Consider the following 25493-nt stretch of genomic DNA (forward strand, 5'->3'; position numbering starts at 1 on the left):
TATGCGTCGAGGATTCGAAGGCTGCAACGGGTCCACAGGGTCGCCGCTGACCGATTCCGGACGCTCTCCGACGGGGCCGCCCGGGATCGGGCACCGTTTGTCCAGAAACCGCGAAGTGCGGTGGCTTGACCACGCCGGGCATCATGGGCGGGTGGCGGAACAGCGACCAGGGGAGCAACCGGACCAGCCGGGCAGGGAAGTAGCGCGTGCGCAACCCTCCCAGCCGGAACTCGACGCCGAGCAATTGCGGCAGTTCCGGCAATTCCAGCAGTTCCAGGACTTTCTGCGGTTCAGCGAGGCGCAAGGCCAGGACGGCGAGCACAAACAGCCGGCGACAGGTGGCCAGCTCGTGCCGAATCAGGGCGCACCGCCCGCGCCCCCACCGGGCGGGTCGCTACAGGTCGCCGCACCCCGACACCTGCCCGCGCCGCGCCCGAAGATCAGGGCCCCGCGCTGGGCCAAGCGGCTGGCCGGAAAGCTGTTGTCGGCGTTCCTCTTCTTCCTCGTGCTCGCGATCGCCGGAAAGCTTGCCTACGACCACTTCTTCCCGAGTAACGACGACAACCGCCCGGCTTCGGAAACCGGCGGCGGCACCTATCACGCCAACAAGATCCTCTCCACGCAACCCTACGAGGCCGTGCGAAAGGTTTACGCCCAGATCGCCCAGGACCGCCCCGATCTCGCCTGCGGATACTTCGACATCCCGATTCAGCAGAAATTCGCGACCGACCTTGGCTATGCCGACTGCGAGCAGGCGGTGCACGGACTGAGGGCAGAGGTGAAGAACCTCAACGAGTATGCCGAATCCATTCCGAGCAACGTCTCCGACCAACAGGGCGACACGGTCCGGATCGACTCGTGTTCGTTCTCGATCAGTGGTGGTCCGGCTCTCGGCGTCTTCACGGTCACGAAGGTCGAAAAGAGCCAGTGGCTGATCACCGGCCATGAGCCCGGTCCGCCCACCTGCGCCGGGACCAGTGCGAAAACCATTCCGACCACGCCCTGACCCCGGACACAAAAAGGCCCGGCGACATGTCGACATGTCGCCGGGCCTTCAGGGATGAACGTCAGGCGGTCGCGGCTTCCTCGGCGAGGAGGTTGCGGGTACGCGCCGGGTCCACCGGCACGCCCGGGCCCATCGTCGTGGTGAAGGTGACCTTCTTCAGGTAACGGCCCTTCGCGGCGGACGGCTTCGCGCGCAGCACCTCGTCCAGCGCCGCGGCGTAGTTCTCCACCAGCTTCTCGGCGTCGAACGAGGTCTTGCCGATCACCAGGTGCAGGTTGGCCTGCTTGTCCACCCGGAAGTTGATCTTCCCGCCCTTGATGTCGGTGACCGCCTTGGCCACGGCCGGGGTCACGGTACCGGTCTTCGGGTTCGGCATCAGGCCACGCGGGCCCAGGATGCGAGCGATCCGGCCGACCTTCGCCATCTGGTCCGGCGTCGCGATCGCGGCGTCGAAGTCGAGCCAGCCACCCTGGATACGCTCGATCAGGTCGTCGCTGCCGACCACGTCCGCGCCGGCGGCCTCGGCCTCGGCGGCCTTGTCACCGACGGCGAACACGATCACGCGGGCGGTCTTACCGGTACCGTGCGGCAGGTTCACGGTGCCGCGGACCATCTGGTCGGCCTTGCGCGGGTCGACGCCGAGACGCATGGCCACTTCGACCGTCGCGTCCATCTTCGTCTTGGAGGTTTCCTTCGCGAGCCTCGCGGCCTCGAGCGGCGCGTACAGCCGCTCCCGGTCGATCAGCTCGGCGGCCTGACGGTAGGCCTTGCTGCGCTTTGCCATGCTCTGTCCTTCGGATCAGTGTGGTGACGGGCCAGCGCCTGGCCCTCCCACGGGGTTCGAACACCGCCGCGCGCCGGCGCGACGATGAAGGTCTGTTCGACGGCTACAGCCATCGACGTCATCACTCGACGGTGATGCCCATCGACCGGGCGGTACCGGCGATCATCTTGACTGACACTGTGCGGCCTGCTCGACGCCGTTACTCGACGGTGATGCCCATCGACCGGGCGGTACCGGCGATGATCTTGGCGGCCTGCTCGACGTCCAGCGCGTTGAGGTCGCTCTTCTTCGTCTCGGCGATCTCCCGCACCTGGTCCCAGCTCACCTTGGCGACCTTGGTCTTGTGCGGCTCCGCCGAGCCCTTCTCCACGCCCGCGGCCTTGAGCAGCAGCTTCGCGGCCGGCGGCGTCTTGAGCTTGAAGTCGAACGAGCGGTCCTCGTACACGGAGATCTCGACCGGCACCACGTTACCGCGCTGCGACTCGGTCGCGGCGTTGTATGCCTTGCAGAACTCCATGATGTTGACGCCGTGCTGGCCCAGCGCGGGGCCGACCGGCGGGGCCGGGTTCGCGGCACCCGCCTGAATCTGCAGCTTGATGATCGCCGCAAGCTTCTTCTTCTTGGGTGGCATTCCTGTTCCTATTCACCTACTGGGGCGTGCTGCGATCTCCTCGAGCGCGGCAACTGCCGTGACCGCCGCGTCTCGCCTCGCAACATCGTCACTTCGTCCCCCGCGCACCTGCCAGCAGCGGGGGCCAACGGTCGCCGCGGCGACCGTCAGATCTTGGAGACCTGGTTGAACGACAGCTCGACCGGGGTCTCCCGGCCGAAGATCGACACCAGCACCTTCAGCTTCTGCGCGTCCGCGTTGACTTCGCTGATCGTCGCGGGCAGCGTGGCGAACGGGCCGTCCATCACCGTCACCGACTCGCCGACCTCGAAGTCCACCTCGACCGGGGTGCCGCCCAGCGCGGCCTCCGCCGCGGCGGCCTCGCCCTTCGCCTTCGCCGGTGCGGCCTTCTCCACCTTCGGGGCGAGGAACTTCAGCACGTCCTCGATGGTCAGCGGAGACGGCTTGGACGTCGCGCCCACGAACCCCGTGACCCCGGGGGTGTTGCGGACCGCGCTCCACGATGCGTCGTTGAGCTCCATCCGGACCAGGATGTAGCCGGGCAGCACCTTGCGCTGCACCAGCTTGCGCTGGCCGTTCTTGATCTCGGTGACCTCCTCGGTGGGCACCTCGATCTGGAAGATGTAGTCCTCGACGTCCAGGGTCTGGGTCCGGGTCTCGAGGTTGTTCTTCACCTTGTTCTCGTACCCGGCGTACGAGTGCACCACGTACCACTCGCCCGGCAACGACTTCAGCTCCTTGCGGAGCTTGGCCACCGGGTCGTCTTCGGCTGGTTCGGGCTCACCGGCAGCCTCGTCGCCGGCCGCGGTCGATTCGAGGTCGGCCTGTGCCTCGACCGGCTCGTCATACTCGTCGCCGGCTGCCACGCCGTTCTCGGAGGTCACGTTCCGTCCTCTCAGTTGCTCGTGGTGTTCGTGCTGGCCCGCGCGCCTGGCGCTCAGCCGAACAGCCAGAACACGCCCTTACGGAACGCGAAGTCCAGCAAATAGACCAACGCGACCATGAAGGCCACGAAGACCAGCACCACGGTGGTGTAGGTGATCATTTGCTTGCGCGTCGGCCAGATGACCTTGCGCAGCTCCGCCCACACTTCGCGGATGAACCGCACCAGCCTCGCCAGCGGCGAGGGCTTCTTGTCCCGGCGATCCCGCTTCGGGGTCGCCCGCCCTTTCTTGGCGGTTTCGGCCGTATCCGTCGAGGAGGACGCCTTCGCTGCCGGACGCGCCTTGTCGGCTTCCCTGGCCGAGGTCTTGCCCGTCGGGCGCGCGGAGGCGCGGCGTTCACGCCGAGCCGCGGCGGTGACCGGCCGGGAGGTCCGCTTGGCCTCCCGATCCTGGCCCTTCTCGCCAGTGGCGTCGCTGTCGCTCACGACCGCTCCTCCGTGTCTGCCGTGTGTTCGCCAAGGTCAGGTCGCCCCGACCCGCTCTCGGCTTCCACTACACCGCCTTTTCTACGCAGGGGTGACAGGACTTGAACCTGCAACCTGCGGTTTTGGAGACCGCTGCTCTGCCATTTGAGCTACACCCCTTTGAGCAATCTCATGCCCTGTGGAGGATCGAACCGAAGAGGACTTCGCTTCGCTCTTCCACAGCTGGCTGGGCGCCCTTCACCAACTCCACTTCGTGGTGGAGCTCCGGTGCTGGACGTTCCAAGTTCGGCAGTCTACGGCAAGCCCTGGACAACTCCGCAACCGAGCCCTCTTCACCGGCTCACCAGCGCCGCCCTGCGTCGTTGATCACATAACGGACATGCGACGATGTGACCATGAGCAGCCCTTCCGCGACCGTCACCAAAGACACCCGCCCGCGCGTCTCGGCCCGCATCGCCGGCATCACGCCGTCGGCGACCCTCGCCGTGGATGCGAAGGTGAAGGCGCTCAAGGCCGAGGGGCGGCCGGTGATCGGCTTCGGCGCCGGGCAGCCCGACTTCCCCACCCCGGACTACGTGGTCGAAGCGGCCGCCGAAGCGGCACGTAACCGCGCCAACCATGGTTACACCCCGGCCGGTGGCCTGCCCGAACTGCGGGAAGCCATCGCCGCCAAGACCCTGCGCGACTCGGGCTTTCAGATCGAGGCGTCCCAGGTCCTGGTGACCAACGGCGGCAAGCAGGCCGTCTATTCCGCGTTCGCGACCCTGCTCGACCCCGGTGACGAGGTCCTGCTGCTGGCGCCGTACTGGACCACCTACCCCGAGTCGATCAAGCTCGCGGGTGGGGTGCCGGTGCAGGTCACCGCGGACGAGTCGACCGGCTACCTGGTCACCGTCGAGCAGTTGGAGGCCGCCCGGACCGAGCGCACCAAGGTCGTGCTGTTCAACTCGCCGTCCAACCCGACCGGCGCCGTCTACCCGCGCGAGCACATCGAGGCGATCGGCCGGTGGGCCTACGAGCACGGGCTGTGGGTGATCACCGACGAGATCTACGAGCACCTGGTCTACGACGGCGCCCAGAACCACTCCCTGCCGGTCGTGGTGCCCGAGATGGCCGACCGGACGCTGGTGCTCAACGGCGTCGCCAAGACCTACTCGATGACCGGCTGGCGGGTCGGCTGGATCGCCGGGCCGCTGGACGTGATCAAGGCCGCGACCAGCTACCAGACGCACCTTTGCGGCAACGTCGCGAACATTTCCCAGCGGGCGGCGCTCGCCGCGGTCGCCGGGCCGCTGGACATCGTGCACGAGATGCGCGCGGCGTTCGACCAGCGCCGCCGGACGATCGTGTCGATGCTCTCGGACATCCCGGGCGTCGAGTGCCCGACACCGCAGGGCGCGTTCTACGCCTACCCGTCGGTGAAGGCCACGCTGGGCAAGGAAATCCGCGGTCAACGGCCGGCGGACACGCTGGAGTTGGCCGAGTTGATCCTGCGCGAAGCCGAGGTCGCGGTGGTGCCCGGTGAGGCGTTCGGCACCGCCGGCTACTTCCGGTTCTCCTACGCGCTCGCCGAGTCGGACCTGATCGAAGGCGTCACCCGGGTCGGGAATCTTCTCGCCGAAGCCAAATAGGCAGAGGTCCGTTCAGAACCGCGAGGACACGGCCTGGCTACCCGAACGCGTTCTCTACAACACTGTCACTCGAACGGATAGTGATCGGCCGGCTACGGATAGCGTACAAACGTAAACCGTGGCGAGCAAAGGCAGCGGCGGGATGGTCGTGGCTGTGATCATCTTCAGCCTGATCGGCTTCGGTTACCTCAGATCGCAGCAGGGTTACTCGGCGGCACCACCCGCGGCTGGAGATCCGGGAACGAGCGGCGGCACCGGGCGCTATGTGGCGCTCGGCGACTCCTACACGTCGTCGCCCCGCACCGGCAAGCAGGCGGGGACGCCGGCGGGCTGCGACCGGTCTGACAACAACTATCCGCACCTGGTCGCGGCCTCGATCAAGCCGGCCCAGTTCGTCGACGTGAGCTGCAGCGGGGCGACCACGGCGAACATGACCGCGGCGCAGAAGACCACGAACGGGACCAACCCGCCGCAGCTGGACGCGCTGAACTCCGCTACCACGCTGGTGACCCTCGGCATCGGCGGGAACGACGTGGGATTCATCGGCCTGGCAAAGGAATGCGCGACACTGAACCACAACAGCTCGCCGTGCAAGGCGAAGATGACCGCGGGCGGGCACGACCAGCTCGCCGAGCGGATCGAGGCGGCGGCGCCGAAGATCGCCGACGTGCTCACGCGAATACACGCCCGGGCGCCCAGGGCGCGCGTGATCGTGGTCGGCTACCCGACCGCCCTGCCCGACGGCCCCGGCTGCTGGCCGTTCCTTCCGCTCGGCGCCGACGACGTGGCTTACCTGCGCAACTCGGAGGCCAAGCTGAACCACATGCTCGCCACGCAGGCCAGGACGCACCGGGCCGGGTTCGCCGACACTGCGGCCCCGAGCAGGGGGCACGACATGTGCGCCAAGACCGGCACCAAGTGGGTGGAGGACCTGGTGCCGACCTCACGCGCCCAGTCGTTGCATCCCAACGCCAACGGCGAGCGGGCGATGGCGAACGCGGTTCTCGGTCTGGCCAGGTGAACCGAGGCGCTCCGATGGCGTGATGGGCACCCGCGGGCGGGTTTTCGCAGCCGGCGGACGGTAGCCTGCTTGCGTGCCATTGGATCAGTCGTTCATCGGGCGGACCTATCCGCCGAGGGGCACCTATGTGGTGGCCCGCGAGAAGATCAGGGAGTTCGCCGACGCGATCGGTGACGAGAACGCGCTCTACCGGGACTCCGCTGCGGCCCGCGCGGCCGGTTACCCGGACGTCATCGCTCCCCCGACCTTCCTGACCGTGATCAGCCTGCCCGCGATCAACAAGATCGCCGATGACCCGGAGCTCGGTCTGGACTACTCGCGCATGGTGCACGGCGACCAGAGCTTCAGCTACACCCGCCCCGTGCACGCGGGCGACGAGCTGCGCCTGGCCACGCAGGTCGAGAACATCATGACCCGCGCCGGGAACGACTTTCTGAACCTGCGCGCCGACATCAGCACGGTGGACGGTGAGCCGGTGTGCACGGCCCGGATGCAGCTGGTGGTCCGGGGGGAGGGCGCATGAGACACAATTGCGAAGCTTCACTCATGCGGCCCGACCGGGTGCGGGTGTCCCGCAAAACACAGGAGGGCGCATGAGCGGCCTCTCGCAGAACACGGAACAACGCGTGTACACCGTGGGTGCGGAACTGCCGCCGCTGCAGGTCCGGGTGACCCGTAGCCAGCTGGTCCGGTACGCCGGCGCGTCCCTGGACTTCAACCCGATCCACTGGAACGAGCGCTTCGCCAAGCAGGTCGAGCTGCCGGACGTGATCGCGCACGGGATGCTCACCATGGCGCTGGCGGGGCGTCTGGTCACCGACTGGCTCGGCGATCCGGGGCGCCTGGTGTCCTACGGCGTCCGGTTCACCCGGCCGGTCGTGGTGCCGGACGACGACAAGGGCGCGCTGGTCGAGTTCAGCGGCAAGGTCGGCGAGGTGCGCGACGACGGCACGGCACGCGTGGACATCACCGCGAAGTTCGACGGCAAGACCGTCCTCGGCAAGGCCACCGCCGTCGTTCGCTGAACCGCTCACGGGCGGAAACCGTTGGGTGGCCGGGCACCTGTGGTGAGGACGTGCCCGGCCCGACATACCCGCTTGCTGTGGGGATGTCCCGTGGGTGTTACTCGATGAAGGTCGTGGCGTGGTCGCGGACCCAGGTGGCGAAGGTGCGGGGAGCGTGGCCGGTGAGCTGTTCGACGGTGTCGGTCAGGGGCCCAGGACGGCCGTCATGGGCCTGCCAGTAGTCGAGCAGGGCATCCGCGTAATGGCCGGGAAGGTAATCGGCCATTTCCTGTTTCCATTCCGCACGGGTGACGTGGTTGACGGTGATCGGCCGATTGGTGATCTCGGCGAGTTGGTCGATCTGTTCGCTGAACGTGAGGCTCTCCGGACCGGTCAGGTGGAGGTGCCGGCCCTGGTGGCGTGGTTCGGTGAGCACGGTGAAGGCCACCTCGGCGATGTCCTGTTCGTGGATGGGGTCGGTGTAGGAGCCCGGGTAGGGCAGGCTCACCGGGCGGCCGGCCTTGATGGCCCAGGCCCAGCCGGCCGCGTTCCCGGCGAATGAGCCGGGACGCAGGAGCGTGGTGGCGAGCGGTGAAGCAAGCAGTGCGGTCTCGACGTCGAGATGGGACCTGGCCAGTGGATCACTGGCCGCGTCGGGATTGAGCACGCCGGCGGAGGACAGCAGGACGACATGCTTGACGCCGGCCGCGACGGCGGCGTCGATGAACTCGGCGATGTGCGAAGCCTCGGCGTAAAGGAAGACCTCGGTGACGCCGGAGAGAGCGGCCGGAAAGGTGGCAGGGTTTCTGAGGTTGCAGTTGGCGGCTGCGACGCCGTCGGGAGCCTGGAGTGCTCCAGGATTGCTGGAGGCCACTCCGTACGGGGCGATTCGCCTGGAGCAGCAAGGAAAGCAGGTGGGCGGCGACCGCACCGCGGCCTCCGGTGATGAGGATCATGGAAATACTCCGGTGATTGGTACGGACATGGATGCGGATGCCTTCCGGGAGCGCGGAAAGCTCAGTGGAGATGCGCTCCCCGGCGGGGAAGCAGCGGGATGCTCATCGCGCAGGCCGCGGCCACGTTGGTCACCGTGGTGCTGAGCAGGTCGAGTACATCGGCGGCGACCACGAGCAAAAAGATTGCCCAGGCGCGCGGGGAAAAGGTTTTGGACATGGCAGAGCACGCTCTCCGATGAGAGATCCAGACAACCTGTACTGAGGTTGTCGTGCTGGCCGGATGTCCCGACACGCTCGTGAACGAGCGCTGCACCTTACGATCAAGAAGCTACCACGGTTGGTTTCGGGCCGGCCGCGCCCTACGGCAGCGGCAACGTTTCCTCATACCGACACCCACCCTCGGCTGGGGCGTCGAGAGCGCCGCTGGCCAGCGCGATGGCGCCGCGCAACGCCGAGTCCTGGCCGAACCGCGCCGAAACCAGTTCGGGCGGAAACGGTACCGCGGTGGACAGACGATTCCGCAGCGCGGGCAACACGATCGCCGCCGAGCGGACGAGACCGCCACCGACCGCGATCCGGCGCGGGTCGATGGCGATCGCCAGGTTCGCCACGTGCGTCGCCAATTCGTCCAAGGCCTCCGACACCAGCCGCTCGGCCACCGGGTCGTGCCGCGCCAGCGCGAACAGCTCGGCCGTGGTGACCGGGCGGCCGAAGCGTTCGCTGGCCCGCCGGCCCAGCCCCCGCCCACCGACGGCCTCCTCGAGCGGCGCCGACCCGGTGGCGAAGGACGCGGTTTCGCGGGTGCCACGCAGGTTGTAGCCGATCTCCCCGGCCGCCCCGTTCGCTCCGGCCAGCACCTGCCCACCGACCAGGGTCGCGGCAGCAATGCCGGTGCCCAGCGACAGGAACACCGCGGGGTCGGCTCCGGCCAGCGCGCCCCAGCGCGATTCGGCGAGCGCGGCCGCCTTGACGTCGGTGCCCACGGCCACCCGGGAACCGAACTCGGCGGCGACCATCTCCCGCAACCGCAGCCGCTCCCACCCCGGCACGTTCGGCGCGAGCAGGATCTTCTCCGGCAGCACGATCCCGGGGCTGACCACCCCCACCGCGACCGGGTCCCGATCGCCGAGCAGGTCACGCGCGGCGGCCAGCGCCCGCGCGACGACCCGCTCGGCCCCGGAGCCGGCGTCCGTGCTCAACCGGAGCCGGCGCCGGATCTCACCGTCCCGCCCGGCGATCCCCATCGCGATCTTCGTCCCGCCGAAGTCGATCCCCAGCACGACGCCGTCCGGCAACCTCACCCGGTGGTCACCGTGGCCGTGTTGAACCCGGACACAGTGACCACCGGTTTCGCGCCGGGCAGCTCCGCGGCGTCGTAGCCGGCGGTGATCACCTGGGACTGTCCTGGCCACAACACGATGTCGTTTTCGTCCCAGGTCGCCGATCGCGCCTGCGTGAGGTCCGCGCGGACGAAGAACGCGACCACATTCGAGGTGTTCGTGATGGTCACCGAGGTCCGGCCCTTCACCGGCGTCGTGGCCGTCACGCTGACCTGCGAAGCGGGCAGCGTCCGCAGCCCTTGCAGGTTCGCGTACTGCTTCATCGTCGCCTGCGGCTCCCCTTGCGTAGCCGGCCAGTCGACGACATCGGGCTGAGTGGAGCGCCAGTAGACGTTGCGGTCGACGACCTTGCCGTGCTGGCTGAGTATCAGCTCGACGAAGTACACCGGTCCCGAGGCGGGCAGTGCCGGTTTCAGCACACCGGTGCGGACCTCTTGGCTGTTCAACGAGATTCCGCTCGCCTGCCGGTCGTCGAGGACGTTCCCGCTCAGGTCGTGGACCTTGACTTCGACGGAAAGGTCGCGCTGGGTTCCCGGCCCGAGGTTGTCCACCGCGACGGTGTTGTCGTCGTAGCTGAGCAAGGCGTGCAGCGGTTTGTTCGCCTTCTGCGCGCCATAGAAGGCGCCTGGCTGGTCGCCGTCGTAGTTGTACAGCGACCACAGCAGGCTCGGCCAACCGGTGTTGAGTTTCCAGTACACCACGCCCGTCGACGGGTTGTCCGGATCGACGGAGTGGTCGAGGAATGCCTCGAACTGCGCACGGGTGTTCTCATAGTTCGCCAGCTGTGCCAGCTTCACGTAACTGTCCAAATCGAACCAGGTGCCGTAACGCGCGGCGAGCGCGGTATCGAAGGTGTAGAGCGTGCCGAACGCGTACCCACCGTGGCCGGGCTCGAAATTGGCGTGGTACTGGTTGTATTCCGGGTCCTGCCAGAGTTTCGCCTGCTCGTCCGGGGAAAGGAAACGGCGGATCGAATCCAGCGTCGGCACGGTGTCACCGGCGCTTTGCTCGCTGGCGAAACCCCAGGCGCCACCCACGTTGGTCCGGGTGGGGTCGCCTGTGTCGAAATGCGTGCTGTCGTAGAAATAACTCGGCGGAACCCAGTCGTACGGGCCTTCCTTCTCACCCGAGGGCCCGAGTACCTTCGTGCTCTTGTACTCCGCCGACGCGATGATCGGCACCTGGAAGTCGGCTTCGGCGAACCCGGCCAGTGAGACGCTTTCCTGCCGGGGCAGGGGCTCGTTGTCGCTCCAGCCATAGGTGATCACGCTCGGGTGGTTCCGCTCGCGCTCACCGATGCCCAGCGCCGAATCGTGCATGATCCGGAAATCCCGGTCAGTCAGGTTCTGCTCCGAATCCGGCTGCCAGGCGTCACAGCAGAGAAACCCGCCCAGCACGAGCAGCCCCGCGCGATCCATCTGCTGGTAGAAATCGTCCGGCATGTCGTGGCCTTCCAGCCGGATGCCGGTCAACCCGAGGCTCTTGATCAGCGTGATCTGGTGTGCCACATCGGCCTGCGAGTAGCGCAGGAACAGATCCGGCGCGTACCCGCCGCCCCGGAACACGAACTCCTTGCCGTTGACGGCGAAGATCCGCGCACCGTCGGGGGCCTGGGGTGATTTGCCGACCAGGCGAGTGCTGACCGTGCGGATGCCGAAGGTTTCCCGCGACGTCGTGGACACCTCGCCGTGCTGGGAAACCGTTGTGGTCAACGTGTAAAGCGGCTGGTCGCCCATCGAGTACGGCCACCACAGGCGCGGGTGTTCGAGGGTCACCGGCGTGAACGAGACAGTTTTCGTGCTCGACGCCGGAACGCTGACGGCCTGCCGCAGCAGGATCGGGGCGCCTCCGTCCGGCGGCATGATCGTCGCGCTGACCTCACCGTCCTGCGCCCGGTTCGAATTGTTCGTGACGTCGAGCTTCGCGGTTAGCGTCGAACTGCTCAGATCCGCCGCGTTTTGCTGCACGACGTGCGCGTTCGAGCCGGTCAACGCGTCGGAGAGCTGAAGCTGGACCGGGTACTGAATGCCGGTGTCGTTGTCCGGCGGGATCTGAGACCAGTCGACGTGGTCCAGCGTGTACATCCTGGTCGGGTCGTTCGGGTACATCTCGATGGCCAGGACGTTCCTGCCCGGACGGAGCAGTGCCGTGAGGTCGAAGGTGTGGCCGGCAAAGGCCCCGCTGACCACGTCACGCCCGGCGACGATGGTTCCGTTGACCCAGACGTCCGCCTCGCCGACGACGCCCGGGACGATCAGTTTCGCGTCCTTCCCGGCCGGCACGGTGAAGTCGGTGCGGAACCACCAAGGCACCGCGAACCGGGCCACGGTGACCGGGCCGAGCTGGTCGGTATAGCCGAAGCACTTGCGCATGTTGTCGCTGTAGAAGACGTTGGGGCACGCACCGTTCTGCAGCAGCGCGTTGATCTCCGTCCCGGGCGCTCCCGCGTCGTCCGGCTTCACCGGCAGCCAGCCCTTCGGGTCAAAGCCGGGACTGGAGATCTCCGCGGGGGATTCGGTGGCGACCGCACTGCTTTGCACCTGCCAGCCCCGCAGGCCGAGGGTGACCAAACCCGTTGGCGAACCCGCCGCGGCGACTGCCGGCGCGGTGAGCAGACCCGAGATCAGCAACAGCACGGCCGCGAAGAACGTCCTCCTGCCTTTTCCGCGGCTTGACACCGGGCGATTCATGCGACGAACACCCCCCGGATCTCCTTTTGCCCGAACGGCCAGGTGCGCTCGGCCCTCGCCCAGGCGAGGAAGGCGAGCCCGCCCGCGGCGACCCAGGCCAGCGAGAGCCAGATCGACAGCCAACTCCCGGAGACATAGAGGTAGATCCAGCCGGCCAGCGCGATGATCGTCGGCAGCGGGTAGAGCCATTGCCGATACGGCCGCTTCAGCTCGGGTTGCCGCCGCCGGAGCACGACGATCGCGGCGGCCTGCGCGACCGACTGCACGATCACCAGCACGGCCAGCGCCATATTGATGACCTCGGTGAGGCTGAACAGCGAGCCGATCGCGGTGATCACGCCCATCGCCAGCAAGCCGACCGTCGGGAAGTGCAACCGCGGGTGGAGGCGGCCGAACCAGGGCAGGAACAACTTGTCGCGCGCGGCCTCGTAGGGCACCCGCGAACCGCCGAGCAGGCCGGCGAAGATCGAGCCGAACGCGGTGATCACGATCGCGACGGTGAGGATCTTCGCGGTCGTACTCCCCCAGGTCCGTTCCAGCACCAGGGAGGCGATCGAGCTGGAATCCTTGACCTCGGTCCACGGCACTACGCCGAGCACGCCGACCTGCAGCAGGAAGTACAGCGTCATGATGCCGAGGATCGAGTAGACGATGGACCGCGGGAGGTTACGGCCCGGTTGGCGGATCTCCGCGCCGAGGTAGGCGGTGGTGTTGTAACCGAGGTAGTCGTAGACGGCGATGATCAGCCCGGCGCCCAGCCCGGTCCAGAACGCGCCACCGGAGCCGAACGCGCCGGGCGTGAAGCCGAACGCCTGCCCGGCGTCGAAGTGGGTGAAGGCGGCGAGGATGACCGCGAGCACCGAGAACAGCATGACCCCGAACAGCACGGTGGTCAGCTTGCCGATCTGGCTGATCTTGCGGTACAGCGCGAACACGACGACCACCACGATCCCGATCCCGATGAGGTGGCCGAGCCAGGTGGTCGCACCGTCGGCGTCGACCACGCCGGGCACCAGGTACCCGAGGTAGCTGACCAGGCCGATCACGCCGGTCGACATGATCAGCGGGATGAACAGCACCGCGCTCCAGGCGAACAGGAACGGCATCAGCCGGCCGGTCCGGTACTGGAACGCTTCACGGAGGTAGAGGTAGGTTCCACCGGCGCCGGGCATCGCCGCGCCCAGCTCGGCCCAGATCAGGCCGTCGGCGAGCGCGATGAGGGCGCCGACGATCCAGCCGAACATCGCCTGCGGCCCCTGCATTGTGGCGACCATCGCGGGAATGGTCACGAACGGCCCGATGCCGCACATCTGGGTCATGTTGATCGCGGTCGCCTGGAGGGGCCCGATCTGCCGGTCGAAGCCGGGGTCGGTTCGGGCGGGTGAACTCATGGCACGCCTCCCTTTTGTTAAGAAACTTTCTTAACATAGATCACACGCAGGGTAAAGAGACGTATCCGTAAACTGGTGGTCACTCGCCTCGCGGCGGGAACCGGAGGGACGGGAGTACGCGTATGCCCAAAGCGCCGGGGGTAGGCACGCCGGCGAGCATGCGCGAGCTGAACCAGCGCGTCGTGCTCGAACGGCTGCGCGCGGGCGGCGCCGCGACCCGGCCACGGATCGCCGCGGATACGGGCCTGTCCAAACCGACCGTCGGTCAGGCCCTGCTCGACCTGGAGCAGCATGGGCTGGTCCGCACCGCGGGCCGCACGGTGGCCGGGCCGGGCCGCGCGGCCGTGGTCTACGAAGTCAATCCGGCGGCCGGGTACGTGCTGGGCGTGGACATCGGGCGCGGGTTGATCCGGGCCGCGGTAGCGGACCTCTCCGGCGACGTGGTGGCCCGCCTTGACCGGCCCAACGAGGCCCGGTCGTCGAGCGCGCTCCTGCGCACCGTCCGTGACTGCGCAGAGGAGGCGGTGGGTGCCGCGCGCCTGCGCCTGCCCGAACTGGTGGCCACCGTCGTCGGCACGCCCGGCGTTCCAGACCCGTCGTCAGCCACGTTGCACCAGGCGCCGAACCTGCCGGGCTGGGAGCGCACCGGCCTGCTCAACGAACTTCGCCTGGTCATGGGCACGGACCTGATCGTGGAGAACGACGCGAACCTCGCCGCGATCGGCGAGCACGAGGCCGGTGCAGCCCGCGGGGTCGACGTCTTCGTGTGCCTGACCGTCGGCACCGGAATCGGCATGGGCATCGTGGTCAACGGGTCGCTGTTCCGGGGCGCGCACGGCGCGGCCGGCGAGGTGGGCTACCTCCCCTACGGCTGGCCACCGCCCGGCACCCCACCCCGGCAGGGCAGGTTGGAATCCGCCGCCGCAGCGGATTCCGTCGTGGCGCTGGCCGCGGAGCAGGGGCTTTCCGTCCCGACCGCGAAGGGGGTCTTCGAGCTGGCGCGCGAGGGCGACCCGCGGGCACTGCGGGTGGTCGAGGAGGAGGCGGAGCGGCTCGCCTTCGTGGTGTCCTCGGTGACCGCCGTGATCGACCCGGCACTGGTGGTGCTCGGCGGCGGCATCGGCAAGAACATCGACCTGCTGGCCGAACCGCTCAACCGAGCGCTCGCCAACGCCACCCCGCTGCGGCCCGAGATCGTGCCCAGCCAGCTCGGCGAGGAGGCCGCCCTCACCGGCGCCATCACCATCGCCGTGCGCACCGCCCGGGATGTCGTCTTCGATCGCCGCGCGGCCGGTGGCAACTAGCCCGGGCCGTCACCGCACAGCCGAAAGGCCGCTCCCGGGACCGGGAGCGGCCTTTCGGCGAAACCAGGGGTTAGCGGGTCTCCTTGTGGACCCGGTGCGTACCGCAGTTCGGGCAGAACTTCTTCATCTCCAAGCGGTCCGGGTCGTTGCGCCGGTTCTTCTTGGTGATGTAGTTGCGGTGCTTGCAAACCTCGCACGCCAGCGTGATCTTCGGTCGTACGTCGGTGGCAGCCACTGCTTGAGCCTTTCTCTAAAGCTTGCCCGCCCACGAGGCGGCCCCCGGGTGGGGGTCCAGGGGGCTGGTCCCCTGGCGGGGGTCTGGGGGTTCGACCCCCAGTGTAACTGCGGAGCGAGTCCGGTCCGCGCTTCCCTGCGGACATAGACCGCCCACTCGCGTAGCGGTGGCCGGACTTGAACCGGCGACACAGCGATTATGAGCCGCTTGCTCTACCGACTGAGCTACACCGCCATGTTCGTGCCCAACCCCGTTACCCTTTGGGGGCCCAGGAGGCTAGCCCCCTGGCGGGAGTCTGGGGGTTCGACCCCCAGAGGACACAGCGAAGCGAGTCAAGTCCACGCTTGCTCTGGACAGACTACACCCACTCGCGAGCCCCTTTACGGAATCGAACCGTAGACCTTCTCCTTACCATGGAGACGCTCTGCCGACTGAGCTAAAGGGGCGGATCAAGGTTCTACCTTGAAGCCTTGGAAAGATTACACAACGCGGGCGAGGCGGACGACAGCGGGGGGTCGGTTCGCCTCGCCATCAGGTCAGCAGCGTCAGGACCATCTCCGTGTGCCGTCCCGGCGAGCGGGCCGTTCGCGCCTGCAGCCAGGCATCGAGCCGGTCCTCGGCCAGCGGCCGAGAGATCAGGTAGCCCTGCGCCACGTCGCAGCCCATCGCCTCCAGCTGGTCACGGGCGATGTCCTCCTCGACCCCCTCGGCGACCACGGTCAGCCCGAGCGAGTGCCCCAGCTCGACGATCGACCGGACCACCGCGAGGTCCCCGAGATCGGTGCCCATGCCCAGCACGAAACTTTTGTCGATCTTGACCTCATCGACCGGTAGCTGCCGCAGGTAGGCCAGCGACGAGTAACCGGTGCCGAAGTCGTCGACGGCCAGCACGATCCCCAGCGTGTGCAGCTCCCGCAGGATCGGCAGGGCCTTCTGCGGGTCGGCCATCACCCCGGACTCGGTGAGCTCGAAGGTCAGCAACTCCGGCGGCACCTCGAACTCCTGCAGCGCCTTGGTCACCTTGGCCGGGAAGTCCTCGTCGGCGAGGCAGCGTACCGACAGGTTCACCGCCACCGACATCCGCAGCCCCTCGTCCATCCACTTGCGGACCCGGATCAGCGCCTCCTTCAGCACGAACCCGGTGAGCACCCCGACCAGCCCGGCGGCCTCGACCGCGGGCACGAACTCGTCGGGGTCGAGCCGGCCGAACTCCGGATGCTGCCAGCGCACCAGCGCCTCGACGCCGAGCACCTGTTTGCTGGGCAGGGAGACCTTGGGCTGGTAGTGGACGCTGACCTGGCCCTCCTCGATGGCCTGGCGGAACTGGGTGACCATCTGGAACCGCCGGAGGAAGATCTGCCCCATGCTCGGCACATAGGCGCGCACCTCCTCGCCGCCGCGCGTGGCCCGCACCGCCACATCCGCGTGCTGGAGCAGGGTGTCGACGTCACCGTCCTCGCCGTCGTCCTCCTCGCCGGGCATGGCGTAGCCGACCATCGTGTTCGCCTCGACGGTGAGCCGGTCCACCGGGTAGGGCGCGGACAACTCGGCGCGCAGCCGCTCGGCCGTCCTGTGGACCCCGGGTGTGTCGAGGCCGCTCAGCAGCATCGCGAACGACGCACCCTCCAGGCGTGCCAGCGGCACATCGACGCCCAGTGTGTCCCGGATCCGGCGGCCGGCGGCGATCACCAACCGGTCGGCCCACACATAGCCGAGCGCGTCGCTCACGGTGGACACGACGTCCAGGTCGACCCGGAGGACCGCGATGTCCCGCCGCTCGCGCACGGGCTCGCGGATGACCTGTCGGAAACCGGGCCGGTTGAGCAGGCCGGTAAGCGGGTCGTGGTACGCGTCGTGCCGCAGGGTGGCGAGCAGGCGGCGGTTGTCGAGCGCGGTCGCCAGGTGGCTGGCCATGGTGCCGAGCAGTTGGACGTCGTACTTGCCGAAGCCGCGCCAGCGGGACAACCGGTCGTGCGCCTCGACTACACCGAGCAACTGGTTCGCGCTGCGCAACGGGACGACGAGCGCCTCCTGCGCACCCCGGTCGAGCAGCGCGGCGGCCACGTCGGAGTTCGCCTCGGTGATGCGGAAGTGCCGGACGTGCGAGCCGGGCAGCCGCACCAGCGGGTCGTCGCCGGTGGCATCCGTGCCGGGCAGTGGTTCTCCGCCGACGACGGTGCGCATGGCGGCGGTCGGTTCGAGCCGGAGCCGCAACACGACCCGGGCAGCGGAGAGCTGATCCTTGATCCGCTCGGCAATCGCGCCCCATTCCCCGACATTCACTCCGCTGGCCAGGTCGTCGATCCGGCTGGCCGGCCGGGCCACCGCCTGATGACCGGAACGCGCCACCATCAGGCTGACGTCAGAAAGCGCTTCCATATCGCGCTGTTCACGCAGCAAATCCGAATACGCCCAGTAAAGCGCGGAAAGTCCGAGAAAGACCGCGAGCACGAGCGGCCACGCCTGCGAAGTCCCGGTGATGACCAGGTATCCGCTCAATCCCACTGAGGCGTTGACGAATCCGACGACCAGAATCCGGCCCATCAGCCGCAGCGCGGTACCGACCCGCATGCGGCGGCGCAGCACCCGAACCGCGGCCAGCGCGAGCAGCGTGCTGGCCAGCGGTGCGGTCAGCGTGCCGGCGAGCGCGGCCGGCCAGGTCAACTCCGTGCCGCCGAGGAAATGTTGGACCAGACCAGCCACGGCGAAGGCGCCGGTGATCTCCAGCAGGAACGCGCCGGCGTTGTAGAGCACTCGGCCGGAGACGCGCCGGACCAGCAGAGTGCTGATCCCCGCGACCAGGTGGGCGGCGAGCACGACCTCGAACGGGGCCACGAAGAATCCGATGACGAGCGGGATCTCGGTGAAGGAGATGGTCCAGGAGATTCCGCTGCGCACATCGACGTTGATGCCCAGTTGCTCGGCGAGCAGGAAGGCCAGCGCGAGCACAGGTCCGATCCACCACAGTTCGGCACTGCCGTGGAAAGGCAACCACAGCACCGAGACCGCCGCGGCCGCCGCGATCCCGAAGGTGAGCACGGTCAGCGTATAAATCCGGAAACGTCGTTCGTCGGCGTCCGCCTGGCCGGTCGGCCGCCGCGCGGCCCCGGAATTCCGGGCTGTCGCCGGAACGGGAGTGACAGGACCGCCACCGGTGTCCGGCATGCAACCTCCTTCCCGCCCATTCGCCCCCAGGTGTGCACCTCACCCAAGTCATCCCCGCGGATGATCTCCGCACGAATGAGGGCATCACTGTACCCCGGAGGGCGTACTTGAGCCTCTTTCCACGCGGCATGAGATCACCCCATAGTGAACAAACGGCCAACTCGGCTGACCTCACGCGACCCACGGGTGAAACTTGACAAACTTTCATATTCCTTGTGATTGCGTGCGGTAACCGACCCCACCGTGCTTTCCGCTGCATGAAGGGTTTCAATACGGAGATGAACGCAGAGGCCATCGCAACGGAGCACGCCGCACGGCTGAGCGCCGCCGACTCGTTGCTGCCCTTGTCAGAACCCCTTGACACCTTCGCCGAAGGTCCGGTCTTCGAGGTGACGAAAGGCGATTCCGGGGCGACCGGCAGGGCCACCCACACCGAGGTCACTCCTGATATCAGTTACTCTCTGTGGCGAGCCTTGAAAGAACACCGGTTGAGCGTGCGATTGGCCGGATCACAATCCGATGAACTCCTCGGTGATCTTCTCGTCAGGTGGGAGGAGTACCTCACCAGCGTGGCCGCACCCGGCGACTGGGACACCGCGGCCGTGGTGGTCCGGCCCAGCCGGGACACCATCGGCTCCGCCGAGCTGCTTCGCCACGGCTTCGCGCCGGTCCGCGTGCTCGCGGTACGCCCGGCCGACCGGCTCGCCGCATCCGGTCCGCCCGCCGAGCCCGGTGTCCGGATCCGGCCGGCCGAGGCGGCCGACCACGACACGGCCGTCCGGCTGCATACCGAACTTTTGCGCTACGACGCCGAGTTCGGCGGGGTGAGCGTGCGCGCGAGCGCGACCGAGATCCTGGCCGCCGAGGTGGCAGGGCAGATCGGGCGCGGCAACCCGACGCTGTGGATCGCGGAGCTCTACGGCCGGCCGCTCGGCCTGTTGCAGATCCAGCTGCCGCCGGAGTCCGACTGGGTCTCCTCGTACACCCGCGCCGACCGGGTCGGATACCTGACCACGCTGAGCGTCGCGGAACAGGCACGGTCCTCCGGTGTCGGCTCGGCGCTGGCCACCCACGCCCACCAGTTGTTCGACGAGGCGGGGGCGGAAGCCGTGCTACTGCACCACGCGCTGGCCAACCCGCGCTCGACGCCGTTCTGGTGCTCGCAGGGGTACCGGCCGCTGTGGACCTACTGGCAACGCCGCCCCGCGGTGCGCTAGCAGTTCTCCACGAGGATGCAATAACGCATCGTCAACGCTTCCGCTACAGCGCGTCGCTGGCGCCACAGCGCGTTGTCGACGCTGACGCTACAGCGCGGTGTCGACGCTGGTCGTTAGCGCATCGTCGACGATGGTGCTACCGCCGTTGTCGACGATGGATGGTTGGCGCGTCGTCGACAACGGCCGCCGGGAATCTGACTTCGTGAACGCGCAACTCGCCGCACCGAACCGGTAACCGTGCTACCTGAACCCAGAACTCACCCTCCCCAACCGGGGACACACCGGACCCCGGCGTGTCCCCGGCTCAGGCACGCGAGTTCCCGGGCCAGGCACGCCAGTTCCCGGTCCAGGCGCGTGAATTCCGGGCTCAGGCACGCGAGTTCCCGGGCCAGGCACGCGAGTTCCCGGTCCAGGGACGTGAGTTGCCGGGCCAGGCGCGCGAGTTCCTGGTTCAGGCGAGTGAGTTGCGGGTCCAGGGACGTGAGTTGCCGGTTCAGGTGTCCGCTGTAGGCGAACGAGCTGGGGAAACAAACTCGCTGGCGAAAAAGTTGAGCATGACAGGCTCAACTGTTCCTTGTGGGGGCCCAGCTCCCACACCCCGACTGGGGGCAAGCCCCCAGACCCCCTTGGAGCGAGAACATGACCGAATACCGGCTGCTCCCCCTGCTGCCCCTGGACGACGACGTCGTGCTGCCCGGCATGATCGTTCCGCTGGACCTCTCCGCAACCGAGGTCCGCGCCGCGGTCGAGTCCGCGCAGGCGAAGGCGCCCGCGCTGCCCGGCATCAGGTCGACGAACAACGCCGAAGTTCTGCTCGTCCCGCGCGTGTCCGGCGAGTACGCCGAACTGGGCACGATCGCCACCATCGAGCGGGTCGGGCGGATGCCCGGCGGCAAGGCCGCTGCACTCGTGCGCGGCCAGCGCCGCGCACGCGTCGGCGAGACCGGGCAAGGCCCGGGAACGGCGCGCTGGGTGCGGGCGGAGGAGATCGCCGAGGTCACCGACCAGCGTTCCACCGCACTGGCCGCGGAGTACAAGTCGGCGGTGATCGCCGTGCTCCAGCAGCGCGGTGGCTGGCAGATGATCGACGCGGTGCAGCAACTCGAAAGCCCGTCGGAGATCGCCGACCTCGCGGGCAACGCGCCGTACCTGACCGTCGAGCAGAAACTCGAACTGCTGCGGCTGACCGACGTCTCGGCGCGGCTGGAGCGCGCGCTCGAATGGAGCCGCGAGCACCAGGCCGAGCAGGAGGTCACCGACACCATCAACAAGGACGTCGCGGAAGGCGTGGAAAAGCAGCAGAAGGAGTTCCTGCTGCGGCGCCAGTTGGAGGCGATCCGCAAGGAACTCGGCGAACTGGACGGTGGCGACGACTCCGGCGACTACCGCGCCCGGGTAGAGGCCGCCGACCTGCCCGACCACGTGCGCAAGGCCGCGCTGTCCGAAGTGGACAAGCTGGAGCGGACCTCCGACCAGTCGCCGGAGGGCGGCTGGATCCGGACCTGGCTGGACACCGTGCTCGACCTGCCGTGGCACACCAGGACCACCGACGTGCACGACATCGCCGGGGCGCGGGCCGTGCTGGACGCCGACCACGCCGGTCTCGACGACGTCAAGGAGCGGATCATCGAGTACCTGGCCGTGCGGTCCCGGCGCGCCGAAAGCGAGAAGGCCGCCGAGCGTGGCGGCCGGCGGGGAGGCGGCACCGTGCTGGCCCTGGTCGGCCCGCCCGGCGTCGGCAAGACGTCGCTCGGCGAGTCCATCGCCAAGGCCATGGGGCGCGAGTTCGTCCGGGTCGCGCTCGGCGGCGTGCGGGACGAGGCGGAGATCCGCGGTCACCGGCGCACCTACGTCGGCGCGATGCCGGGCCGGATCGTGCGGGCCGTCAAGGAAGCCGGGTCGATGAACCCGGTGGTGCTGCTGGACGAGGTCGACAAGGTGGGCGCGGACTATCGCGGCGACCCGACCGCAGCGCTGCTGGAAGTGCTGGACCCCGAGCAGAACCACACCTTCCGCGACCACTACCTGGAGGTCGAGCTCGACCTGTCGGACGTGGTGTTCCTGGCGACGGCGAACGCGCTGGAGACCATTCCCGGACCGTTGCTGGACCGGATGGAGCTGGTCACCCTCGACGGCTACACCGAGCACGAGAAGGTGATCATCGGACGGGACCACCTGCTGCCGCGCGAGCTGGAGCGGGCCGGCCTCGGTCCGAACGACGTTTCGCTGACCGACGCCGCGCTGAGCCGGATCGCCGCCGAGTACACCCGCGAGGCCGGTGTGCGGAACGCGAACCGGACCATCGCCAAGGTGCTGCGGAAGGTCACCACCCGGGTGGCGCTGGGCGAGGCGACGCTGCCGATCACGGTGGACGCGCCGGACCTCGCGGACTACCTCGGCCGTCCCCGGCACCTGCCGGAGTCGTCGCTGCCCGAATCCACCCAGCGGACCGCGACAGCCGGTGTGGCCACGGGCCTGGCGGTGACCGGCGCGGGCGGCGACGTGCTCTACGTCGAGGCATCGCTGGCGGACTCGGAGTCCGGCGCGTCCGGGCTGACCCTGACCGGGCAGCTGGGCGACGTGATGAAGGAATCCGCTCAGATCGCGCTGTCCTACCTGCGTTCCCACGGCGCGGAGCTGGAGTTGCCGGTCGGTGACCTGGCCCAGCGCGGCATCCACGTGCACGTGCCCGCGGGCGCGGTGCCCAAGGACGGGCCGTCAGCCGGGATCACCATGACCACCGCGCTGGCTTCGCTGCTGTCCGGCCGCGTCGTGCGCGCGGACGTGGCCATGACCGGCGAGGTCTCGCTCACCGGACGCGTGCTGCCGATCGGCGGGGTCAAGCAGAAACTGCTCGCCGCGCACCGCGCCGGGCTGCGGACGGTGATCATCCCGGCGCGCAACGAACCGGACCTCGACGACGTGCCCGCCGAGATCCTGTCGGAGCTCGATGTGCACCCGGTCACCGAAGTCCGCGAGGTCCTGGACCTCGCCCTCACCCCCGCCCGCATCGCGCAGGCGGCCTGACCGCAACCGCCCCCGGGTGTCGGCACCCGGGGGCGGCCCGCACAAGCCGCCAGCGGTTGGCCGGGTCGTGACGCCACCAACCTGGCACACTGCAGATTGTGAATAGTCCTGCCATCCGGCGTTCGCTGGCTCTGCACGGTCCTGTCCGGCGCAAGCCACTCGACTTGCTGCGCCAGTGGGCCGACCTGGTCGGTCCGGACACCTCGCCCGAGGAACCGGTGGAGCGGCTGGAGGCCGGCTTCGCCGAACTGCTGGGTACCCCGGCGGCGTTGTTCTTCCCGAGCGGCACCATGGCGCAGCAGGTGGCGCTGCGGGTGCACGCCGAGCGACGGGGCCGGTGGACCTTTGCCGGGCACCCCTACCTGCATCTGGACAACTGGGAACTGCAGGGCTACAACGCGGTGCATGGTCTTCGGTTCCACCCCGCCGGGGACCGGCACGAGTTGCTCAGCACGGCGGATGTGGCGGCGATCGGCGAGCCGCTGGCCGCGGTGGTGTGGGAACTGCCCCAGCGAGACCTCGGCGGTCTCCTGCCGGAATGGGCGCAGCTGTGTGAACAGGTCGAGTTGGCCCGTTCCCGAGGTGCGGCAGCGCATCTCGACGGTGGGCGGATCTTCGAGGCACAGCCGTTCTACGATCGGCCGCACGCGGAGATCGCGGGACTGTTCGACACGGTGTACGTGTCCCTCTACAAAGGACTGCAGGGCACTCGGGGCGCCGTGCTGGCCGGAGATGAGGCGACGATGGCGGAGGCCGCGGTGTGGCGGCGGCGTCTCGGTGGCGCGATCCCGGACGCCTGGCCGCTCGCCCTGGGTGCCCTCGTGGGGTTGGACCGGCTGGTGCCGCGCATGGCAGAGTTCCGCGACCACGCGGTGGCGATCGCCGCCGCGCTCAACGCCGACGGGACCGTGCGCGTGTTCCCGGACCCGCCGCAGACCCCGCTGTTCCACGTCCACGTGCCCGCTCCCAAGGCCGCGGTCGAGCGAGTCGGCGAGGAGATGATCGCCGAACACGGCACGCAAATGTTCCTGCGAGTCCGTTCGTCCCCGGACCCGTCACGGTGCGCCTTCGAAGTCACGGTCGGGGAGAACGCGATGGAGTTCGACCCCAAGGAAGTGGTGGAACTCGTGCGGCAACTGGTGAAACGTGCGCGAGCCTAACGCCGCGTGACCCGTTGGCTGGGGCGGGCTGCGGTAGGACGCTTGCTCGTCGCCTCAACCCGGAACTCGCCCGCCCCAACCGGGAACACACTTTCCTGAACTGGGAATCGCACGACCTAACCAGGGACACGCCTTCCGGAACCGGAACTCGGTCGCCTGGAGCGGGAACTCGGCCGCCGCAACCCGGAACTCGGTCGCCTGAACCAGGAACTCGCACGCCTGAACCAGGAACTCGCACGCCTGAACCCGGAACTCGATCGCCTGAACCAGGAACTCGCACGCCTGAACCCGGAACTCGGTCGCCTGAACCGGGAACTCGGCCGCCTGGGGCGGGAACTCGGTTGCCTGGGGCGGGGACACGGGTTCCTTGGGTACGTGTCTATTGAGGACAGTCTGGGCAGGAGACTTTCGGGTGCGCTGGTCAGGTTGCTTTGGGCCGACTGGCGGGAGAGTTTTGGGGTACTGGTCAGGACGCTTGGGGCGATGGGCGGGAGATTTCGGGGCGTGGCGGTTAGGAATCTTTTCGGGCACGGCTGGGGGCGACGCGCGGTGGTTCGTTCGGCTGCTTGGGATATACCGGCGGCCACGGCGCGTCCATCAGACCGGCGTCGAGATCCCGGCGCGACCACTCGAGCAGCGGCTCGATCGACTGCGGCTGCGCCGCCGCCCACGGGTCACCACGCTCGGCAAGCCGGGCCGGGACGGTCGCGATGGTCAACTCGTCCGGCTCCACCGTCGAAAGCTCGTCCCAGCCGATCGGCGCCGACACCTGCGCGCCGACCCGAGGCCGCGCGCACCAGGCCCCGAAAACGGTCTTGTGCGGCGCGTTCTGGTTGAAGTCGACGAAGACCCGTTTGCCGCGTTCTTCCTTCCACCACTGGGCGGTGATCAGGTCGGGGTGGCGGCGTTCGAGTTCCCTCGCCAGCGCCACCGCGGCCGCCCGCACCTGGTAGCCGTCCCACTTGGGTTGCAGCCCGACGTAGATGTGCAGGCCCCGCGAACCCGTCGTCTTCAGCAGCGACTGGATCCCGAGCTCGTCCAGCAGCGCCTTCGTGCGCACGGCAGTCTCCCGGACCTGGGAGAACACCACACCTGGCGAGGGGTCGAGGTCGATCCGCAGCTCGTCGGTGACCTCCGGGGTCGCGGCGTGGATCGGCCATACGTGGAAGCCGAGGCAACCGAGGTTGACCGCCCAGACGATGTGCGCCAGGTCGGCCGCGACGAGCGCGTCGCTCGTGGTCCCGTTGGGCGTGGCCACCACCGTCGTGTTGACCCAGGACGGGGTCGACTTCGGTACCCGCTTCTGGAACCACGACTTGCCGCCCGCGCCCTCGGGATACCGCTCCATCAGCAGCGGGCGCCCACCCAGCGTGCTCAGCAGCGGCTCCGCGACCGCCTGGTAGTAGCGAACGAGGTCGAGCTTCGTCTCGCCACGCCGGGAGAAGAAGACCTTGTCCGGATTGGACACTGTGACTTCACGGCCGTCGATCTCCAGCGTGACGGACTCGCTCATCGCTATTCCTCCACGAGTTCGCGCGCGACCGTGTCCTGTGGGGGCTCCT

22 protein-coding genes and 3 tRNA genes are annotated in these 25493 nt (G+C 68.4%); 9 read left to right on the plus strand and 16 right to left on the minus strand.

What is annotated here, in order from left to right; all coding sequences use genetic code 11:
• The first annotated feature begins 151 nt into the window (after nucleotides 1–151).
• Nucleotides 152–1006 (plus strand): hypothetical protein, encoded by an 855-nt coding sequence (locus A3CU_RS0103095; protein WP_027941025.1) that lies wholly within the window; start codon nucleotides 152–154, stop codon nucleotides 1004–1006.
• Between the two features lie 61 nt (nucleotides 1007–1067).
• Here A3CU_RS0103095 and rplA read toward each other — a convergent pair whose 3' ends face one another.
• The 6 genes from rplA to A3CU_RS0103120 form a co-directional block, all read right to left on the minus strand.
• On the minus strand, nucleotides 1068–1790 hold the full coding sequence (gene rplA / locus A3CU_RS0103100) for a 50S ribosomal protein L1 (RefSeq protein WP_027941026.1): 723 nt from the start codon (nucleotides 1788–1790) through the stop codon (nucleotides 1068–1070).
• A gap of 121 nt (nucleotides 1791–1911) precedes the next feature.
• Nucleotides 1912–1968 (minus strand): hypothetical protein, encoded by a 57-nt coding sequence (locus tag A3CU_RS55535; protein ID WP_425388221.1) that lies wholly within the window; start codon nucleotides 1966–1968, stop codon nucleotides 1912–1914.
• 21 nt (nucleotides 1969–1989) lie between these two features.
• The gene (gene rplK / locus A3CU_RS0103105; RefSeq protein WP_027941027.1) at nucleotides 1990–2421 is read right to left on the minus strand and encodes a 50S ribosomal protein L11; all 432 of its coding nucleotides are present in this window, start codon (nucleotides 2419–2421) and stop codon (nucleotides 1990–1992) included.
• 146 nt (nucleotides 2422–2567) lie between these two features.
• Nucleotides 2568–3305, minus strand: a complete 738-nt coding sequence (nusG, locus tag A3CU_RS0103110; protein WP_027941028.1) for a transcription termination/antitermination protein NusG — start codon at nucleotides 3303–3305, stop codon at nucleotides 2568–2570.
• Between the two features lie 53 nt (nucleotides 3306–3358).
• Nucleotides 3359–3790 (minus strand): preprotein translocase subunit SecE, encoded by a 432-nt coding sequence (gene secE, locus A3CU_RS0103115; protein ID WP_027941029.1) that lies wholly within the window; start codon nucleotides 3788–3790, stop codon nucleotides 3359–3361.
• 86 nt (nucleotides 3791–3876) lie between these two features.
• Nucleotides 3877–3949 (minus strand) — tRNA-Trp (locus A3CU_RS0103120).
• Nucleotides 3950–4185: 236 nt separating this feature from the next.
• On the opposite strand from A3CU_RS0103120, the gene A3CU_RS0103125 reads away from it, so the two are divergent.
• From A3CU_RS0103125 to A3CU_RS0103140, 4 genes are all read left to right on the plus strand, one after another.
• Nucleotides 4186–5421 carry a pyridoxal phosphate-dependent aminotransferase gene (locus A3CU_RS0103125; protein WP_027941030.1) on the plus strand — a complete coding sequence of 412 codons (1236 nt, stop codon included), beginning with the start codon at nucleotides 4186–4188 and terminating at the stop codon, nucleotides 5419–5421.
• Between the two features lie 118 nt (nucleotides 5422–5539).
• Nucleotides 5540–6442, plus strand: coding sequence for an SGNH/GDSL hydrolase family protein (locus A3CU_RS0103130; RefSeq protein WP_027941031.1), 903 nt, complete (start codon nucleotides 5540–5542; stop codon nucleotides 6440–6442).
• Nucleotides 6443–6515: 73 nt separating this feature from the next.
• Complete coding sequence (locus A3CU_RS0103135; RefSeq protein WP_027941032.1) at nucleotides 6516–6965, plus strand: MaoC family dehydratase N-terminal domain-containing protein; 450 nt, start codon at nucleotides 6516–6518, stop codon at nucleotides 6963–6965.
• Between the two features lie 70 nt (nucleotides 6966–7035).
• Nucleotides 7036–7467 carry a MaoC family dehydratase gene (locus tag A3CU_RS0103140; RefSeq protein WP_052371413.1) on the plus strand — a complete coding sequence of 144 codons (432 nt, stop codon included), beginning with the start codon at nucleotides 7036–7038 and terminating at the stop codon, nucleotides 7465–7467.
• A 97-nt stretch (nucleotides 7468–7564) separates the two neighbouring features.
• On the opposite strand, the gene A3CU_RS43295 is transcribed toward A3CU_RS0103140, so the two are convergent.
• The 5 genes from A3CU_RS43295 to A3CU_RS0103165 form a co-directional block, all read right to left on the minus strand.
• The gene (locus tag A3CU_RS43295; RefSeq protein WP_211246329.1) at nucleotides 7565–8320 is read right to left on the minus strand and encodes an NAD(P)H-binding protein; all 756 of its coding nucleotides are present in this window, start codon (nucleotides 8318–8320) and stop codon (nucleotides 7565–7567) included.
• Nucleotides 8321–8463: 143 nt separating this feature from the next.
• Nucleotides 8464–8619, minus strand: coding sequence for a hypothetical protein (locus A3CU_RS52155; RefSeq protein WP_156960207.1), 156 nt, complete (start codon nucleotides 8617–8619; stop codon nucleotides 8464–8466).
• A 142-nt stretch (nucleotides 8620–8761) separates the two neighbouring features.
• Nucleotides 8762–9697 (minus strand): ROK family protein, encoded by a 936-nt coding sequence (locus tag A3CU_RS43300; RefSeq protein WP_052371448.1) that lies wholly within the window; start codon nucleotides 9695–9697, stop codon nucleotides 8762–8764.
• A 2-nt stretch (nucleotides 9698–9699) separates the two neighbouring features.
• Nucleotides 9700–12432: a glycoside hydrolase family 2 protein gene (locus A3CU_RS0103160; protein WP_052371414.1), complete on the minus strand. Its 2733-nt coding sequence runs from the start codon at nucleotides 12430–12432 to the stop codon at nucleotides 9700–9702.
• Entirely contained in the window at nucleotides 12429–13823 is a 1395-nt protein-coding gene (locus A3CU_RS0103165) for an APC family permease (RefSeq protein ID WP_027941035.1), read from the minus strand. The genes A3CU_RS0103160 and A3CU_RS0103165 overlap by 4 nt, the downstream gene beginning before the upstream one ends.
• Before the next feature lie 122 nt (nucleotides 13824–13945).
• On the opposite strand from A3CU_RS0103165, the gene A3CU_RS0103170 reads away from it, so the two are divergent.
• Complete coding sequence (locus A3CU_RS0103170; RefSeq protein ID WP_027941036.1) at nucleotides 13946–15127, plus strand: ROK family transcriptional regulator; 1182 nt, start codon at nucleotides 13946–13948, stop codon at nucleotides 15125–15127.
• 70 nt (nucleotides 15128–15197) lie between these two features.
• On the opposite strand, the gene rpmG is transcribed toward A3CU_RS0103170, so the two are convergent.
• The 4 genes from rpmG to A3CU_RS0103190 all read right to left on the minus strand — a co-directional run bounded on the left by rpmG (nucleotide 15198) and on the right by A3CU_RS0103190 (nucleotide 18527).
• On the minus strand, nucleotides 15198–15362 hold the full coding sequence (gene rpmG / locus A3CU_RS0103175) for a 50S ribosomal protein L33 (protein WP_005453176.1): 165 nt from the start codon (nucleotides 15360–15362) through the stop codon (nucleotides 15198–15200).
• A gap of 161 nt (nucleotides 15363–15523) precedes the next feature.
• Nucleotides 15524–15596 (minus strand) — tRNA-Met (locus A3CU_RS0103180).
• 139 nt (nucleotides 15597–15735) lie between these two features.
• Nucleotides 15736–15808, minus strand: a tRNA-Thr gene (locus tag A3CU_RS0103185).
• A gap of 85 nt (nucleotides 15809–15893) precedes the next feature.
• Entirely contained in the window at nucleotides 15894–18527 is a 2634-nt protein-coding gene (locus A3CU_RS0103190; RefSeq protein ID WP_027941037.1) for a putative bifunctional diguanylate cyclase/phosphodiesterase, read from the minus strand.
• 278 nt (nucleotides 18528–18805) lie between these two features.
• Between A3CU_RS0103190 and A3CU_RS0103195 the strand changes: the two genes are divergently transcribed.
• From A3CU_RS0103195 to A3CU_RS0103210, 3 genes are all read left to right on the plus strand, one after another.
• Complete coding sequence (locus A3CU_RS0103195; protein WP_027941038.1) at nucleotides 18806–19744, plus strand: GNAT family N-acetyltransferase; 939 nt, start codon at nucleotides 18806–18808, stop codon at nucleotides 19742–19744.
• A gap of 639 nt (nucleotides 19745–20383) precedes the next feature.
• On the plus strand, nucleotides 20384–22771 hold the full coding sequence (gene lon / locus A3CU_RS0103205; RefSeq protein WP_027941039.1) for an endopeptidase La: 2388 nt from the start codon (nucleotides 20384–20386) through the stop codon (nucleotides 22769–22771).
• Nucleotides 22772–22869: 98 nt separating this feature from the next.
• Complete coding sequence (locus A3CU_RS0103210) at nucleotides 22870–23931, plus strand: threonine aldolase family protein (protein ID WP_245616859.1); 1062 nt, start codon at nucleotides 22870–22872, stop codon at nucleotides 23929–23931.
• Between the two features lie 511 nt (nucleotides 23932–24442).
• Here the strand turns inward: A3CU_RS0103210 and ligD are convergent.
• Nucleotides 24443–25444 carry a non-homologous end-joining DNA ligase gene (ligD, locus tag A3CU_RS0103220; RefSeq protein WP_027941042.1) on the minus strand — a complete coding sequence of 334 codons (1002 nt, stop codon included), beginning with the start codon at nucleotides 25442–25444 and terminating at the stop codon, nucleotides 24443–24445.
• Nucleotides 25445–25493: the final 49 nt, after the last annotated feature.

Source organism: Amycolatopsis taiwanensis DSM 45107, from assembly GCF_000519205.1.
In the GTDB taxonomy this organism is placed as follows: Bacteria; Actinomycetota; Actinomycetes; order Mycobacteriales; family Pseudonocardiaceae; genus Amycolatopsis_E; species Amycolatopsis_E taiwanensis.

Coding starts and splice junctions, on each gene's coding strand:
- rplK (WP_027941027.1), bottom strand. CDS start 2,421: ATGCCACCCAAGAAGAAGAAGCTTGCGGCGATCATCAAGCTGCAGATT.
- A3CU_RS52155 (WP_156960207.1), bottom strand. CDS start 8,619: ATGTCCAAAACCTTTTCCCCGCGCGCCTGGGCAATCTTTTTGCTCGTG.
- ligD (WP_027941042.1), bottom strand. CDS start 25,444: ATGAGCGAGTCCGTCACGCTGGAGATCGACGGCCGTGAAGTCACAGTG.
- A3CU_RS0103125 (WP_027941030.1), top strand. CDS start 4,186: ATGAGCAGCCCTTCCGCGACCGTCACCAAAGACACCCGCCCGCGCGTC.
- lon (WP_027941039.1), top strand. CDS start 20,384: ATGACCGAATACCGGCTGCTCCCCCTGCTGCCCCTGGACGACGACGTC.
- A3CU_RS0103190 (WP_027941037.1), bottom strand. CDS start 18,527: ATGCCGGACACCGGTGGCGGTCCTGTCACTCCCGTTCCGGCGACAGCC.
- A3CU_RS0103160 (WP_052371414.1), bottom strand. CDS start 12,432: ATGAATCGCCCGGTGTCAAGCCGCGGAAAAGGCAGGAGGACGTTCTTC.
- rplA (WP_027941026.1), bottom strand. CDS start 1,790: ATGGCAAAGCGCAGCAAGGCCTACCGTCAGGCCGCCGAGCTGATCGAC.
- A3CU_RS0103165 (WP_027941035.1), bottom strand. CDS start 13,823: ATGAGTTCACCCGCCCGAACCGACCCCGGCTTCGACCGGCAGATCGGG.
- A3CU_RS0103140 (WP_052371413.1), top strand. CDS start 7,036: ATGAGCGGCCTCTCGCAGAACACGGAACAACGCGTGTACACCGTGGGT.
- A3CU_RS0103195 (WP_027941038.1), top strand. CDS start 18,806: ATGAACGCAGAGGCCATCGCAACGGAGCACGCCGCACGGCTGAGCGCC.
- A3CU_RS0103170 (WP_027941036.1), top strand. CDS start 13,946: ATGCCCAAAGCGCCGGGGGTAGGCACGCCGGCGAGCATGCGCGAGCTG.